Raw genomic sequence first — 16,007 nt, 5'->3', positions numbered from 1 at the left:
GAGAGTCCCATTTCATGAGAAAAGATCCCATTCACATGCTTGGCACCGCCGGTGCTGTCCATGTCCTTATCTGCTCACGGGCTACATGATCGGCAGCATATGACTTCTGCTTTTCATTCTGCGCAGCGGGAGAGGGCGATGAGCACCACCGGGAAGGTCGTCATCTTCTACTCCTCCATCGGATACGGCCACATCAGTGCCGCGCAATCCATTCGGGACGAGATAAAGCGGCAATCTCCGACGACCCCGGTGCTGCTGCAGGATATCCGCACCTTCATGCATCCGGTGTGGCGACGGGTCGATGAGCGCCTGTACTGGTTCGTCGCCAACCATCTGCCGGAGTGCTTCGAGAGCCTGTTCCGTGCGATGCAGACGCGCGGCAGCCGTGCGCCCTCGCTGTCGATGCTGCCCAACGATTATCCGGAAGAAAGCGTATTGGCCTACTTGACCGCACAGCGGCCGGATGCAGTTCTCGCCACCCATTACGGGGCCGCCCAGGTGTTGGGAACCTTGCGGGAGAAAGGGCTGCTGTCCGACACGAGAATCGGCTGGCTGCACACGGATTTTTTCGAGGGCTATTTCCCGCGCATCTCCAAGCGGATCGACCGTACCTTTCTTGCCCACCCGGAGTTGGAAACGCGCTGGCTGGCAGCAGGCGTTCCGGCCGACAAGGTCGTTACCAGCGGCATGCCGGTGCGGATTCCAGAGAGATCCGCAGATGCCCGCCGCGCCACGCTCCAGGGCCTTGGGCTGTCGGCGGACGTGCCGACACTGCTGCTGACCGGCGGCAAGGAAGGGGTGGGCGACTATCCCGGGGTCATCGGCAGCGTCGTGCGCCACTGCCCGGGGCGCCTGCAGATCATCGCGGTGTGCGGCACGAATTCGAGGCAGCACGAAGTGCTCGCCGATCTGCAGGGAAAGCTGCCGGAGAGCGCGACATTGAAGCCGCTGGGCTTGCTGCCGCGCAGCGACATGGCGGCCTGCATGGCCGCCGCCGACATTCTGGTCACCAAGGCCGGCGGGATGACGCCGGCAGAGGCTTTTGCCCTCGGGGTGCCGACCGTGCTGCTCGACGTCATCAGCGGCCACGAGCGCGAGAACGCCGCCCTGTTCCAGCGCCAGGGCCTGGCCAGGTTTGCGGCCAGCGCCGACGACGCGGGGAAGTTCGCGGTGGACCTTCTGTGCGAGCCCGCCCAGCGCGAGGCAATGCTGCGTGCGCAGAGGGAGTTCCGGCAGAGCATCGACATCGCGAGCATCGTCCGGTTTGCGCTCGACGAAGGCTTCAGGCCGGCCCGCCCACTGCCCGACTTCGGCGTCGAGAACGGCGCGCCCGTCCAGGGCATCGGCCAGGCACTGGCGAAACTGGATGCCGAAGCGCCGGCAGAGGTCGAACTGCTGCTGTCCTATGCCACCTCGCAAACGCCGCAACGGGTCGTGCTCGAAAACCCGTTCGGGCATCTGGCCATCCGCATCAGCGGCATCGTCTACAGCGCGAACTACATCGCTGACCCGTCCGTCGATCCGAACTTCCTGCAGCATGTGAGCCTGCCGGATTACCTGTACGGCATCGATCGCCCGTCCCGTTCGCAAGTCCACACCAACACCTACGGCATGGCTTATGGCCGTGAGACGCTCGGGTTGCGGGTCCAGGGCATTCCCGCCGGGCGTCGTGCGGCGATGGTGGCCGAGGCGCACCGCATCGAAACCGGATTCCGGGACGCCAGCCTGCGCTGGAGCAGGAACGATCTCAATTGCGCCGACGTGGTGGGGCGCATTCTCGCCGCCGGTGGCTACGACGGCCGTTCCCTGTACGACCGGGCGGGTTTGCCGAACATGCCGCTGGACCTGTTCGAGCGCATGCGGGCACGCTTCGAGGAAGACCCTGCCTTGCGGGAAGAGCTGGTGGCCTACCGATTGTTGCCTGGAACGCAGGCAAGCTACCGCTTCTCCCGTTTCCCGCTGTCGATGGGGCAGCCGCTGCGCTCGATGGCGCGCGTCCTGGGCGATGCGCAGCCAGACGCGCTCGAACAGGCGGTGGCCCGGCAGGTCACCAGTTACTTCGGCGACCGGCAGCTCTACGTGGAGGACCTGCGGGCATGCTGGCCCGCTTCGCCCGCCGCGGGCCGTCCCCACTTGGCGCTGGAACGGGCCATCCTCGCCGATCTGCGGCGCCTGCTCGCGGCCTACGTGAAGCTGCCGCTCACGCGGATCGAACGCCTGGGGAACCTTCCCGCCGCAGCGGCGTTCTACCGCCTCGTCGATCGCGGGATCGAACTTGCCCGACTCGCCACCGAGCATGCCGAGGATGATCCGCGCCCTCGCACCTATCGCCTGCGTGCGCTGTTCACCCAGCTCGTGGAAGCCTACGGGCGGATCAACCCGCAGCGCTTGGAGGCACGCCATGTGCAGGCCTACCTTGCGCGGCTTTGGGCGTTCGAGTCGGCGCTGGGGCGTGACGTGCCCCCGGGCACTTCGTCGGCGCTGCTGCATGTCTGGTGGCACAGAATGGCGGCGCTCGCTCGCCCCAGTGCGCGGTCGCACCCTCGCAGCAGGGAGACAAGTGGGTTCAGCGGTATGCCGGTTGATCCGGGCGAAGTCGAGCCCAGCGGCGATGCGCAAGAGCAAGGCGCGCATGGTCTCGAAGCAGAACCGGCCACGCGCTTGACGCTTGGTGACCTGGAAGAGCCCGTTCAGGGCTTCCAGGAGGCCGCCAGCCCGGTGGGTCTGGGTCCAGGCGACGATGCCATCGAAGGAGTTTCGGATCAGCCAGGCGAAGTTCCTCATCGGCTTGATGACCCCTATGACCGTTGCCACCGATCACGGGGCTCCTGATTTTTCGCAGTTTCATTGCCATTGAAAAGCTCGTTCGTATGAACTATGTTCTTATCGAAACAATCGGAGGATGTATGTCAAGTCATGCCGAATCAACCAGCGGCCACGAGGCGCGCAGTGCCAAGACCCGATCGCAGTTGATTGAAGCGACGGTTGACGTTGTCGCCGCCGTTGGCTACGAGGGGGCAACCACGCGCGCTCTGGCCCAGGCGGCCAAAACCACGCTGTCGGCCATTCCCTACCATTTCGGCAGCAAGAAGGAGCTCTATCTGGCTGCAGCGGACATGATCGCCAAGTATGCGGCCCATCGCTTCGCGGAGGCCGCAACTTTGCTTGACGATACCTCGGACGTCGAGCTTTCCGTTCGCTTCGAACGCACACTGATCCAACTGCTCCACACCATGCTGGAGGAAGCCGAGCCGCACGCCTGGACGGCATTCGTGGCCCGCTGCGCTTACGACAACGACGACGCCTTCGCCCTGATTCATGAACGCGCGATCGCTCCGCTGCAAAAGCGTCTGGTACATGCCGCCAGCCAGTTTAGCGGCCGGTCTTCCGATGACGAGGCGCTGCGGCTGCGCGTCATCGCAATTGTGACGGCAGTTTTCAGTTTCAGGTTTCTGCGCGGCGTAATGCTCCGTGGCATGGACTGGAAAAGCATTCAGAACGAAGCCATCAGGCAAATCACGGACATGGTCCGCGATCTCTGCCGAAGCGGCTTTCTTTCCGTTCGGTCGCCTGATGATGGCGCTGACCGAAAAACAGGCCCCGCTTGATTCCATCAACCCCTCTCCCATTGAAAGGAAATGCACCATGACGCTCCAATCCTACGTACACCAGACCATCGCATGGGCGAAGCACCGTCTCGATGAGACCGATGCCATTCTCTCCCAGGTCGAGAAATCGGCCGCCGATATCAAGGAGGATGCCCGCAAGCAAGCCGATGCAGCTCGCGCACGCCTCGCGGCATCCCGCGCGAAGCTGCAGCAGTACTACGATGATCTGCGCGCTCAGGCGGACACCGCAAAGCAGGAAGCGAGCGAGATTCAGGACAAGCTCGAAGCCGAATGGATCGAGGTCGAGTCCGCCCTCCAGCAGTTTGTCAGCACGACCGGCGACGAGGTGAAAACCGTGCGCAACATCGTCATCGTCCGTGCGCGCGCACAGCGGCAAGCGTGGCAAAACTCCCTGAAGGATTTGGGTGACCAGGCGGCCGATGCCGTCGAGAAGGCCCGCGGCGAACTCGATGCCGCGTTCGATCGCCTCTCCATCGAGGCCGAGAAGTTCCAGGCGCGTATCGGTGAGGTCAAGGATGCTGGCGATGAATCCTGGCGTGCCGTCAAGCAGGGGTTTGCCGATGCCAAGGCCGCTCACGCCGTCACGGTCCAGAAGATCAAGGATGCCTTTTTCAAGGTTCGCTGAACCTAGGCGCCACGTTGCTTTTGTTTTGGCTCACCAGGAGAAATCACCATGAAACTTCGCTTTTCCACAATCGCCTTGGCGCTGCTTGCTCAGACAGCGTTGCTGTCGGCTCCTCCCGCCCTGGCACAGAATGCAGAAGCACAGGCCGATTCAGCCGCTCCACAGAAGGAGCCCTCAAAGGTTCACCAAGCACTGGCGTGGTCGCAGGACCGGCTGGCCCAGCTTGATGCCAACATCACTGCCCTGGAAAAAGATGCCAGCAAGCTTCGGGGCGAGGCGCGCACCAAGGCTGATGCGGCGTTGGCGGACCTGCGCAAGCAGCGGGACGCCTATCGCCGCCGGGCTCAAGATGCCGCAGCCAACGCAAAGAACTGGAGCGATGCCCAGGTCGCCGAAGCACGTCAGGCACTCGACAATGATTGGGCCGCCTTCCAGGCCGCCCGAGACAAGTACCTTGAAGAAAGCAAGGCCAGTATCGCTACGCAGCGTGCCGTACTGGAGGCTGAACTGAATGCGCAGCAGAAAGCGCTCGCTGGATTGCGTGCCGACGCGGCCAAGCTCGCGGCGGATCAGCGCACTGCCATTGAAGCGCGTATTGCCGCACTGAATGCAGATGTGGAGAAAACCAAGGCCCGGGTCTCAAAAGCCTCGGCCGAGGTATGGGAGACCACGAAAAAGAGCTATGGGGAAGCCCAACGGCTTTTCTCCGAGACCTATGCGTCTATCCGCCAGTCCATCGACGAGGCCAAGAAGTAATTTCCCTAAGGATGGCCTGCACAATCCTCGCGAGTCGGTGGTAGTGCGGACCGGGAGGGGCCACAAAGCGTCTTTTTGCGGCCAATAGCTCGGCTATTGGCAAGAAAGGAAAGGCAGTGGACCGCCCGAGGCCGCGCCATCACGGGCCGCAGGGAGTTATGCAGGCCATCCCCAACGCCGGAGACGCAGACGAATGTCCCCTGCGCATTCGCATTCTAGGAGCCCTCGATTACCTGGACTCACCCGCCGGCTCTTGCACTCTTGTAGTCCAATCCGACGGCGCCATACCTTCCCAGCGCCGGAATGCGCGCCTGAAACTGGCGATGTCCGCATAGCCCAAGAAATAGGTCACTTCTTTGATGGAAGACCCTTTTCTGAGCAGTTTTAACGCCATGCGATGCCTAATTGATTCCACTATTTCACGGTAAGAGGTTCCTTCTTCGATCAAGCGCCGATGAAGTGTCCGTGGCGTCGTGCTCAGCAGCCGTGCACATACGGTGAGATGAGGAATTGGCGGAAGCCGTTCCAGAACAATTTTCTCCAATTTCGAGCCCGCGCTCCTGTTATCTCCTGTTTCATTTAACTCTTCGATGCAGAAACGCACGGCCTCTGTCAGAACCAATGGATCGTATTTCGGGGTGACTTCCTCGGCAGCAGCAAGAGCAAAAGATAAACCGGACCATTCCCGATCATATAGAACTGTGCAGCCAAAAACATCGCGTGCCAGTGCCGCATGAGAAGGCTCTGGAAATTGAAAGCAAACCATATCACAGGCATTGCGACTCAGAAGTAAGTCGTCGGCGATATTTTTGACTGCAACCATCGCTATTTCCGTCACCGTGTTGCTTGCAGAACCCAGACCGATCGCTGGTTTAAACCGGACCTCCAGAGTTCCATCCAACTCCCGGGCCTGAATACCAATAACCTCCGTTCGGGTGCAGACAAAGCGCGCTACGAGTTGCATGGCTTCACGGATGTTACGGCTTGCCGCAGCCGCCATGCCGAGAACGCCATGAGTGGCTGTAAGCAAGCGACGCCCAGCCAACACCCCGAAGCCCGTCTCGCCTGACAGATTGACGGCGCTGGCGATCAGCTCTCCAAATTTTTCGACGGCAACTACAGCCGACGCATTGGCAAGGTCATCTTGCTTGAGGCCGGAAATGGCCAGCCACGCCACGGTATCCACGCCAAGTTCAGCCGCTTGATCTGCAATTTGCCGCAGGTAGGTGACTCGAACAGTTTTTGGGTTCACGGTTGTCTCGCTCCATGTTCTTGTGCCGGCCGGTGGCCGCCCTGAGGAGTCCGACAGGCTCCTCAGCCTTCTTCCTCTGATGACTATCAAAACGATCCTACACGTAGCGGCAGGTGCTTGGCAAGAAAAGCACCATGTTTGTCAGTTTATGCGCTTGCGACAGAAGGTGGTGGCGAAGTCTAATAAAAAAGCAAAAAACATTCATTAGGAGACAATTGCGATGAATTTTCTTCACGGAAGAAGCTTGCACCAGGCGGAGATAAACGGGCAGACCATCACCGTCGAGCCCGATGAGACTTTGCTGGAGGCAGCGCAACGCCAGAACATCAACATTCCCTCCATCTGTCGCGTCGGCGGCTGCGGGACTTGCAAGTGCAAGCTCAAGAGCGGCAAGGTTGACGAACTGACCGAGACGGCGTACCTGCTGACGGAGAAGGAAATCTCCGACGGGTTCATACTGGCCTGCCAGAGCCGCCTGCGCAGCGATGTGAAAATCGAGCTGGACCGGGAGGGCGCGATCGATGGCCCTTCGGTCAAGGGCGTGATCGTCGGCAAGCAAATGCTGACTCACGACATCGCGAGAATCGACATTCAACTGGACACGCCGATTCGCTATCGTGCCGGCCAGTTTGCAGAGGTCACGCTGACTTCGATGTGGGATGCTCCTCGCAGCTATTCATTCTCGGCCGCACCTGGCAATGATCGCCAAGTGAGTTTCACGGTGCGCCGTGTGCCGGGGGGGCGGGTGTCCGGGCATCTCGTGGACCAGGCGCATGTGGGCGAGTCGGTCACCGTGCGCGGTCCCGGCGGTCACTTCTACATGCGCCCGGGCCGGGAGCCAGTCCTCATGGTGGCCGGTGGCAGCGGCTTGGCACCCATCCTCGCGATGCTTCAAGACATGAAGCGCTCGGGCGACACGCGGCCGGTGACGGTACTGTTTGGCGCTCGGAGCCAGAAGGATCTGTACGCGCTCGACGAGATGGCAGCCTACGAAAAAGCTTGGCCGAACTTCCGGTTCGTGCCGGTGCTGTCCGCGGCTGACCCTTCGTCGCCTTGGGACGGGCGCACTGGCTTGGTGACGGAGCACATTCCAGAACTGCTTGGGGGTGCCACGTCGGCCTATCTGTGCGGCCCGCCGGCCATGATCGACTCGGCCATTGCTGTCCTACGCCAGCGCGGCATTGCAGAAACGAATTTGCACGCGGACCGCTTCGTCGATCAGGCGCCCAAGCTCCACACCGGCTTCTACGGCGCTGTCGGCTTGCCTACCGTTGAGCGTGTGCCAGCCAATATCTTGGACTATCTGAAGTTCTTCCTTTTGCATGGGGCGGGGATCGGTGCTTTGGTCTCCATTCTGGCGGGCGGCGCCTACACCAGTTTGGGTCTGCTCGGCTTTCTCGCCTTCTACGTTGGCGGTGATGCGCTATTGGGCAACGATACCCGAACGCCAAAATACAAATCACCGTGGATTCTGACGGTGCAACTGTGGTTCATCCTGCCCCTGGTGGCGCTGAACGTATTTGCCTACATCTGGACGCTTTCTTCCGGTGATCCGTTGGGATTCGGCGCATGGGTAGCCCATCTCACCCACTATGACGTACTGGCCGCCCGGGAGGCGACGGGCTTTTGGCACCACCTCACTGGAGGCATATTGACTGGCTTCGTGATTGGTGTGCTGGGAACGATCACGGCGCACGAATTGACGCATCGCACTTGGGAGCCGGTCTCGATGTTCATTGGCCGTTGGCTGCTGTCTTTCAGCTTCGACGTGGGATTCGCCATCGAGCATGTCTACGGGCATCACCGCTATGTGTCGACCGAGCATGATCCGGCCACGGCCCCGCGAGGACGCAATGTGTATCAGCACATCGTGATCTCCACCATTCGCGGCAACGCCAGCGCCTGGCGCATCGAAGCCGAACGCCTCAAGCGCAAGCATCTTCCGGTGATCTCCTTGCGCAACGCCTATATCCGCGGATTGCTCATGAGTGCGGTGCTGGTGGCCATCGCCTATTGGATGGCGGGATGGATCGGCGTGCTTGGATTTACCGGCAGCGCGCTGTGGGGAAAATCCCTGCTGGAAATCGTGAACTACATGGAGCACTACGGCATGGTGCGCGCGCCTGATCAAGCTGTACAACTACGGCATTCATGGAATACCAATGCCAGAATGAGTTCCTGGGCCATGTTCAATCTCAGCCGGCATTCGCACCACCATGCCCAAGGCGAGGTGCCTTACCAGAACTTGATGCCCTTGCCGGAGGCCCCGACGATGGCCGCTGGCTACCTTACCACGATACTGCTGACGATGATTCCGCCGCTTTGGCAGCGAATGATGATCCCCAAGCTCATGGAGTGGGATCGGCACTACGCCACGCCAGAGGAGAGGGAGTTGGCGCTGCGTGCAAACCAGAAAAGTGGCATGAAGGCATTGCGTTTCTACGACCCACGCCAATGGAACAAGGAATTGGCGGCTGGCTGAACACGCTCGCTGCTCCCTCCACTCCCTTCTTTCAATTCGGAGCCATCGGCTCCTTCGTGGGCTCTTATGAATTTCGATTACATCATCGTAGGCGGCGGCTCTGCCGGCGCCACCCTGGCCTCGAGGCTGAGTGAAGATTCCAGCGTCAGTGTTTGCCTGCTTGAAGCGGGCGGACAAGGCGACTCCTTGGTCGTCCGCATGCCTGCTGGAACGGTGGCCATGATGCCGGGCAGGGGCAAGATCAACAACTGGGCATTGAACACGGTACCTCAGCCGAACCTCAATGGTCGGCGGGGCTATCAACCGCGGGGCCGCGCCCTTGGCGGATCTTCGGCCATCAACGCCATGCTCTACGTCCGGGGCCAGCGTCAGGACTACGATCACTGGGCCGACCTGGGGTGTCAAGGGTGGGACTGGGACTCGGTGCTGCCGTATTTCCTGAAGGCAGAGAACAACGAGCGTGGAGCGAGCAAGCTCCATGGCGGGAATGGACCTTTGCATGTGTCCGAGCAACGTAGCCCTAGGCCAGTCACCCTTGCGTTCATTGAGGCAGCCAAGCAGCGCGGTATTCCGTTTCGTGCCGATTTCAATGATGGGGACAACGAAGGCGTTGGCTTGTATCAGGTCACGCAATTCCACGATACCGCCCGCCGAGGCGAGCGTTGCTCCGCTGCAGCCGCATACTTGCATCCTCTGCGGGGGCAACGGCCGAATCTCACGATCAAGACGAATACCCGCGCCAGCCGGATCATCTTCGAGGGCAAGCGCGCCGTGGGCGTTGCCTACCATGCCAGCGGTGCCGAACACGAGGTCAGGGCCAAGCGGGAAGTCATTCTGGCTGCTGGCGCCTTTGGTACGCCGCAGATTCTTCAGCTGTCAGGCGTCGGGCGCCCGGAAGACATCACCCATCACGGGATCCGCATGGTGCATGAGTTGCCCGGTGTTGGCCAGAACTTGCAGGACCACCTGGATTTCATTCTGGCCTACACCACCCGGGATGCGGACAACTTCGGCATCGGACTCAGAGGGTCAGTGAACCTGTTGGGCCACATCGCCAGTTGGCGCAAGGATGGCAGCGGTATGCTTGCCACCCCATTTGCCGAGGGCGGCGCATTCTTCAAGAGCGCCCCTGACGTGGATCGGCCGGATTTGCAACTGCACTTCGTGATCTCGATCGTGGACGACCACGCGCGCAAACTGCATGTTGGGTATGGTTACTCGTGCCACGTCTGCAATCTGCGCCCTTACTCGCGTGGCGAGGTGTTCTTGCAATCACCCAACCCGCTGGACGACCCAGGAATCGATCCGCGCTTCCTGTCTGACGAGCGTGACGTGAAGCTCCTGGTCCAAGGGGCCAAGGCCACACGAGAGATCATGCTGGCATCCTCCTTGGCCAAGTACCGTGGGCGCGAGTTATTCGGCGTTACCGATGGCATGAGTGATGCGCAATGGGTCCAGCTCATTCGAGATCGATCCGACACCATTTACCACCCGGTCGGCACCTGCAAGATGGGTGTGGACCCAATGGCCGTGGTCGATGCGGAGCTGAAGGTACATGGTCTGCAAGGTTTGCGAGTCGTCGATGCCTCCATCATGCCGACTTTGATCAGCGGCAACACCAACGCGCCAACGATCATGATCGCCGAGAGGGCGGCGGACCTCATTAAACGAGCACATGGACACCCAGCCCAGATTTCCCGAAAAAACGAACGCCAAGCATACGAGAGCGCACTCCTCAGGTAAATCTGCATACCAATAGAAAAACCTCTTAAAGGCCGCTGGCACGTTGCCTGCGCTTGGTGGACCGTCTACTTCAGTCTCCAGTCGCCTCAATCCTCTGGTTGTCCACGCCGGCCTCAAATACCAATTCTGAAAGAAAGTAGAAAAATGCTCGGAAAAATGATGCGCGAGCCTTTGCTCGTCTCCAGTCTCATCACCCATGCAGCGCGTTACCACGCCGATACGCCAGTCGTCTCCGTCAACACCACGGGCGGGACCGAACACACGACTTGGGGTCAAGTCGAGATCAATGCGCGACGCCTGTCGTCGGCGTTGGCCAAACTGGGCGTGCAATCGGGCGACCGCTGTGCGACTATCGCCTGGAACAATCGGCGCCACTTGGAAATCTACTTTGGCGTTTCCGGCGCGGGCATGGTGTGCCACACGGTCAATCCGCGCCTGTCCGCCGAAACCCTGATCTACATCGTCAACCATGCCGATGATCAAGTGCTGTTCATCGACCGGACCTTTCTGCCCATCGTGGCCAAGCTTCGGTCGGCATTGAGCACCGTCAAACACGTCATCCTCATGGGGCCACGCGATGAGGAGGCATCGGGCATGTTGGATGGCTTGCAGTTCTACGATGAGGTGGTCGCCTCGGGCAACGCCGACTACCCGTGGCCGAGCATTGACGAGGATCTGCCTTCGTCGCTGTGCTACACCTCCGGCACCACGGGACATCCAAAGGGTGTGCTTTACAGCCACCGCTCCACGGTGCTGCATGCGTTGGCGGGCAACAGCCCGGACGGCATTGGCATTTCGGCCCGCGATGCTGTCATGCCGGTTGTTCCCATGTTTCACGTCAACGCCTGGGGAGTGCCCTACATTGCGGCGGCGCAGGGAGCGAAACTGGTATTGCCTGGCCCGAACCTTGACGGCCCAAGTCTCGCCACCCTGATCGACGACGAGGAAGTCGGTCTGGCACTTGGCGTTCCCACGATCTGGATGGGACTGCTGGCGGCGTTGAGGGCGCGCGGCACCAAGCCCAAAAGCTTGAAACGCACCATCGTTGGCGGCGCGGCACTGCCGCCGTCGATGTTCGCCGCGTTCCGGGACGAGTTCGGTGTCGAACTGATCCATGCCTGGGGCATGACCGAAACGAGCCCGCTGGGCACCCTGAATCAACCACTGGCTCGCCACATCCATCTTGATCCTCAGCGGCAGAGCGAAGTGCGACTGGGGCAGGGACGACCACCCTACGGCGTTCAGCTGCGCGTGGTCGATGACGGCGGCGCAGTCTTGCCGAACGACGGCAAATCCCCGGGCAAACTACAGATCAGGGGGCACTGGATCGTCAGCAGCTACTTCGGCGCCGAATCCAGTGCGCTGACCAGTGATGGCTGGTTCGACACCGGTGATATAGCAACGCTTGATGTCAACGGCTATATGGTCATCCGCGACCGCGCCAAGGACATCATCAAGTCTGGTGGAGAGTGGATTTCATCGGTCGAGATCGAGAACATCGCTATCGGACATCCTGCCATCGCCAATGCGGCGGCCATCGGCGTGCCCCACCCGAAGTGGGACGAACGACCGGTTCTGGTCGCCGTGAAAAAGGAAGGCGCGAATGTGTCCGAAGCGGACCTTCTGGCCTGCTTCAAAGGACGCCTGCCGGACTGGCAGATCCCCGACAAAGCCGTCTTCGTTGATGTGCTGCCACTCAGTGGCACGGGGAAGGTGCTCAAGAACAGGCTCCGCGAAGCCTACGGCAGCCTCCTGACCGGCAATACCACGGAGAGCACGCAGTGATGGGGGCCGCTCTCCCAAATTTCGATATTCAGGCCCTGTTGGATCAGGACTTGCAGGCACTGGATGGGGCCAAGCACCACTGGGCAAAAACCTCGGTCGCCGATCGGATTGCTATTCTCGGCCGCATCAAGCCAGCGCTGATGCAGGTTGCGCAGGGGTGGGCGGAGACAGCTGCCCGGAAGAAGCGCATTCCGCATGCATCGCCGCTGGCCGGGGAGGAATGGCTCTCCGGCCCCTACGCCCTCATGGGCGCCTGCAACGGGTTGATGCAGACACTCGGTGCCATTGATAGAAAGGAATATCTTGAGCACTTGCCCTTGGGCCACCTCAAGAATGGGCAATTGGCGGTTAGAGTTCTGCCCCATTCGATCTGGGATCGGTTGCTCCTATCCGGGGTCTCAGCTGAAGTCTGGATGCAAAAGGGAATCTCCGAGGCCAGTCTCGCTCAACATGCGGCGGTCGCCTATGACATCCCTCCCGAACAGCGGCGCGGTAAGGTGGCCCTAGTCTTGGGGGCAGGCAACATCGCGGCCATCTCGCCTCTCGATGCATTTCAGAAGCTGTTTATCGAAAACCAGGTGGTTCTGCTGAAGATGAATCCGGTCAACGACTACCTGACCGACTATCTCAAGGCAGCCCTGCGGCCCCTGATCGAATGCGACGCGCTACGCATCATTCGCGGCGATGGCGCCGTGGGTGCCTACCTGTGCGAGCATCCGCTGGTAGAGGAAATCCACATCACCGGCGCAAAGGCCACCCACGATGCCATCGTCTGGGGCATCGGAGAAGAAGGCGCACGCAACAAGGCCGCGAATACACCGAAGAACCATCGAAAGATCACGTCCGAACTGGGCGCAGTCTGCCCCACCATTGTGGTGCCCGGGCCGTGGTCGAACGCGGACATCCGCTTTCAGGCCGAACAGATAGCAACGCACAAGTTGCACAACTCCGGCTTTAACTGCGTGGCGTGCCAAACCTTGATCGTGCCTCGTGGCTGGCGACACACGGACAAACTTTTGGCTGCTGTGTCCAATGTCATGTCGCGCTTCGGGCAGCGGGAGGCCTACTACCCTGGCAACGAGCAGCGCATCGAAGAGTTTGCCGCCCACGCCGGAGGTTCGGATGCGATCGACCGTGGTCTGCTTGCGCCTGCGTGCATTCTTGCGAACATGGATCGGGGCGATGAGCCATGGCTGGCGCAGCACGAAGTCTTCGGCACGGCGTTAGCAATAAAGTCCTTCGAATATAAAGATGCGGGGTCGTACCTTGAATCAGCCATTGCGTACGCTAATGACCGTTTGTACGGCACCCTGGGGGCAAATATTCTGATTCACCCCAAGACTGTGCGAGAGATCGGTCGTCAACGCTTCGAAGAACTGCTTCAAAAGCTGCGCTACGGCACCATCGCCGTGAATGCTTGGACCGGATTGGGATTTCTGCTTGCACCCTGCCCCTGGGGAGGATTTCCCGGAGGGTCGTCGCGCGATCCGCAATCTGGTATTGGGACGGTACATAACTCGTTCATGCTTGAAGGAACGGAGCGTACCGTCATATCCGCCCCATGGCGACCATTCCCTCGCAGTCTGCTCTCACTGCATCCAACGCTCCTTCCTCGGCCACCTTGGTTCATCACGAACCGGCGGCAAGATGTGATTGGCCGTCTCTTGACCGACTTCCAGTTCAAACCCAGCTGGACCAAGCTGCCGAGGATTTTCGTCAACGCCCTGCGTGGGTGACGGCGAGAAATTCATACCAATTTGAAAGGATTTTCAGTTTACCCAAGCAAGTCTGGAGGTGAATCAAGGGCTCTTTCGCTACAGACTCTTTCCGACTTTGCGTGGGTTAAGCAGTTGCGGGCCTATCTGAACGAAGTTGTGCTTGCCTGTGCTCAGGAAGAATACGGTTCACCTGGTGGCGAAGCGGGTAGACGCGCGCCTTGCGCTTAGCCGCATGGAAGAAGCCGTTGGTCTGACGGACTTGCGTCTAGGCAACGATGTCCTCGAAATGTTTGCGGATCAGACAAGCGCCCCTCCTCGGCTCAACCCCGGAGCGCATGAAGGTCGTGTACCACTGGGTGCGCATCTCGCACGCAACGATGGTCTGCTTCCGAACGGGGAACTCGTGCAGCCGCTTTCGGTAAAGGCTCGCGCGCCGTGCGCTTGGTCGCAACTTGGGTGATGAGGCTGCTCAGATCGGCCCGTAGGAAGGCGGGCTGGCGGATGCGGTCTCTGATCAACGCCCAGCATGAGCCCTCGAGATCCGGTTCGATCTTCTGTCCAAGGTGAGGCGTCTAGTCAACATCGCTTGTGGCGTGGGCAACGAAGTAGAACTTATCGAAGGCAATGCGCGCGTTGGGGCAGGTCACTCGGCCATGCATCACCACAAGGCTTTGCCAGTCACCTAGTGAGGAACGGGATATGGAACTTCGTCATTTGCGCTGCTTTCTGGCTGTGGCCGAAGAACTCCACTTCGCCCGCGCCGCCGAGCGATTGTATATCGAGCAGTCGCCGCTATCGCGCGCCATCAAGGAACTGGAAGAAGAACTAGGCGTGATTTTGTTTGCTCGCACCACACGCAGCACGCGGCTAACCCGAGCCGGGAATCTGTTCCTTGAGCACGTGCGTCGCGTGTTTGCTGCCTTGGAACAAGCGCGTGACAGCGTGAAAGCGGCAGCCAATGGCTTTCACAGGCAACTGCGCGTGGCTCTGTCCGACGGTATCACGCTGTCGCGCCTATCCGCTTTGCTTGTACTTTGTCGCCAAGAAGAACCTGAGGTCGAGATTCGCCTCTTCGAGGTGCCGCTGTCGCAGCAGATCAAAGGGCTACATGACGATCTCTATGACGTAGGGTTCGCCCAGTCCAACGAAGTTGGCAATGGCATCGTTTCCGTGCCCGCTTGGAGCGATGCGCTGATAGTGGCAGTGCCCGCTCGGCACCCCCTACTGGCACATAAGCGCATTCCTTTAGACGAACTTTTGCGCTATCCGTTGGTCTTGTGCGATCCACAGGCATGTGAAGGCCATGCCAAGCACGTTGAGCGGGTGCTACGCCGCGCGGATATGGAGCCACTGATTGCAGAGCGGGTGGCATCCACTGACCTGATGATGGCCCTGGTATCAGCCGGCTTCGCGCTGGGACTGGTCGGCGCCGCACGCATTGCTGCCAATCGCGAGCCTGGCGTCGTGGCCCGGCCGTTGGCATCGCGCGTGCCGCCTTTGACAACTTACCTGCTGCGTCTCGAAGGCAACTCGTCCGATGTGCTGGCGCGGTTCATTGAGCGCGTGCAGGCCGTCGAGTCACCGGAGTCGCCCGGGCCCATACCGGACCTCCATCCCGATCCACCGGAGGAACCGAGGCCGTGAAGAAGATCATCCCCTTCCTGTTCGTGGCAGCCCTGACAGCCTGCGGCCAGTCCGAGACGCCTCAAAAGGCCGCCGTCTCAGAGGTCAGCATTCCAACGGTGGAAGAACTGGCAGCCAACCCCGAACGGCTCAAGGAGCTGCGGCGGCAATGCAAAGCCGGCCGCCCCAAGTTGGGTGACCTTCTGTGCAACCGGGTCGCCGAAGCCACGCGCAAGCGGTTCTATGGCGACGGCGAAACCCCGTACGCGCCACCGAAAGAATCGCCGAAGTTCTGACTGTTGGCGGTTAGGGAAGGTCTGAACAGGGCAAGAACGCGATGGCATTGAGCCGTGCGAACTGGTTCGGCCCGGAAGAGTGCCGGCGCTTCGAGGAT

Annotated in this window: 10 protein-coding genes and 2 pseudogenes; 10 read left to right on the top strand and 2 right to left on the bottom strand. The window is 60.5% G+C overall.

All coding sequences use genetic code 11. The features are described from left to right. Positions 1 to 60: 60 nt before the first annotated feature. A pseudogene (locus ACO2TI_RS12575) lies at positions 61 to 1,125 on the top strand (MGDG synthase family glycosyltransferase); the annotation flags it as partial. Positions 1,126 to 2,685: 1,560 nt separating this feature from the next. On the opposite strand, the pseudogene ACO2TI_RS12570 reads toward ACO2TI_RS12575, so the two are convergent. Further along, positions 2,686 to 2,784 (bottom strand): annotated as a pseudogene (locus tag ACO2TI_RS12570) (hypothetical protein); the annotation flags it as partial. 122 nt (positions 2,785 to 2,906) lie between these two features. On the opposite strand from ACO2TI_RS12570, the gene ACO2TI_RS12565 reads away from it, so the two are divergent. Genes ACO2TI_RS12565 through ACO2TI_RS12555 form a run of 3 tightly spaced genes read left to right on the top strand, consistent with a single transcriptional unit; the run spans position 2,907 to position 5,010 of the window. Beyond that, complete coding sequence (locus ACO2TI_RS12565; RefSeq protein WP_423284736.1) at positions 2,907 to 3,608, top strand: CerR family C-terminal domain-containing protein; 702 nt, start codon at positions 2,907 to 2,909, stop codon at positions 3,606 to 3,608. Then, positions 3,574 to 4,254 (top strand): hypothetical protein, encoded by a 681-nt coding sequence (locus tag ACO2TI_RS12560; RefSeq protein WP_423284733.1) that lies wholly within the window; start codon positions 3,574 to 3,576, stop codon positions 4,252 to 4,254. The genes ACO2TI_RS12565 and ACO2TI_RS12560 overlap by 35 nt, the downstream gene beginning before the upstream one ends. A 48-nt stretch (positions 4,255 to 4,302) precedes the next feature. Next, on the top strand, positions 4,303 to 5,010 hold the full coding sequence (locus ACO2TI_RS12555) for a hypothetical protein (protein WP_423284731.1): 708 nt from the start codon (positions 4,303 to 4,305) through the stop codon (positions 5,008 to 5,010). Positions 5,011 to 5,239: 229 nt separating this feature from the next. Here the strand turns inward: ACO2TI_RS12555 and ACO2TI_RS12550 are convergent, their stop codons facing one another. Further along, positions 5,240 to 6,262, bottom strand: coding sequence for an AraC family transcriptional regulator (locus tag ACO2TI_RS12550; protein ID WP_336962429.1), 1,023 nt, complete (start codon positions 6,260 to 6,262; stop codon positions 5,240 to 5,242). Between the two features lie 220 nt (positions 6,263 to 6,482). Between ACO2TI_RS12550 and ACO2TI_RS12545 the strand changes: the two genes are divergently transcribed. The 6 genes from ACO2TI_RS12545 (at position 6,483) to ACO2TI_RS12520 (ending at position 15,909) form a co-directional block, all read left to right on the top strand. Beyond that, complete coding sequence (locus tag ACO2TI_RS12545; protein ID WP_336962432.1) at positions 6,483 to 8,744, top strand: fatty acid desaturase; 2,262 nt, start codon at positions 6,483 to 6,485, stop codon at positions 8,742 to 8,744. A 66-nt stretch (positions 8,745 to 8,810) separates the two neighbouring features. Then, on the top strand, positions 8,811 to 10,487 hold the full coding sequence (locus ACO2TI_RS12540; protein ID WP_336962436.1) for a GMC family oxidoreductase: 1,677 nt from the start codon (positions 8,811 to 8,813) through the stop codon (positions 10,485 to 10,487). 144 nt (positions 10,488 to 10,631) lie between these two features. Then, complete coding sequence (locus tag ACO2TI_RS12535; protein WP_336962437.1) at positions 10,632 to 12,272, top strand: long-chain fatty acid--CoA ligase; 1,641 nt, start codon at positions 10,632 to 10,634, stop codon at positions 12,270 to 12,272. Then, positions 12,272 to 14,008: an aldehyde dehydrogenase family protein gene (locus ACO2TI_RS12530; RefSeq protein ID WP_024100073.1), complete on the top strand. Its 1,737-nt coding sequence runs from the start codon at positions 12,272 to 12,274 to the stop codon at positions 14,006 to 14,008. Before ACO2TI_RS12535 ends, ACO2TI_RS12530 begins: the two co-directional genes overlap by 1 nt. Before the next feature lie 681 nt (positions 14,009 to 14,689). Further along, the gene (locus tag ACO2TI_RS12525) at positions 14,690 to 15,634 is read left to right on the top strand and encodes a LysR family transcriptional regulator (protein ID WP_024100072.1); all 945 of its coding nucleotides are present in this window, start codon (positions 14,690 to 14,692) and stop codon (positions 15,632 to 15,634) included. Then, positions 15,631 to 15,909 carry an EexN family lipoprotein gene (locus tag ACO2TI_RS12520; RefSeq protein WP_024100071.1) on the top strand — a complete coding sequence of 93 codons (279 nt, stop codon included), beginning with the start codon at positions 15,631 to 15,633 and terminating at the stop codon, positions 15,907 to 15,909. The genes ACO2TI_RS12525 and ACO2TI_RS12520 overlap by 4 nt, the downstream gene beginning before the upstream one ends. Positions 15,910 to 16,007: the final 98 nt, after the last annotated feature.

It is taken from the genome of Caldimonas sp. KR1-144 (genome assembly GCF_049446155.1).
Lineage (GTDB): Bacteria > Pseudomonadota > Gammaproteobacteria > Burkholderiales > Burkholderiaceae_C > Rivibacter.
The sequence above is the reverse complement of the archived record's forward strand: the minus strand, read 5'-3'. Positions and strand labels throughout refer to the sequence as shown.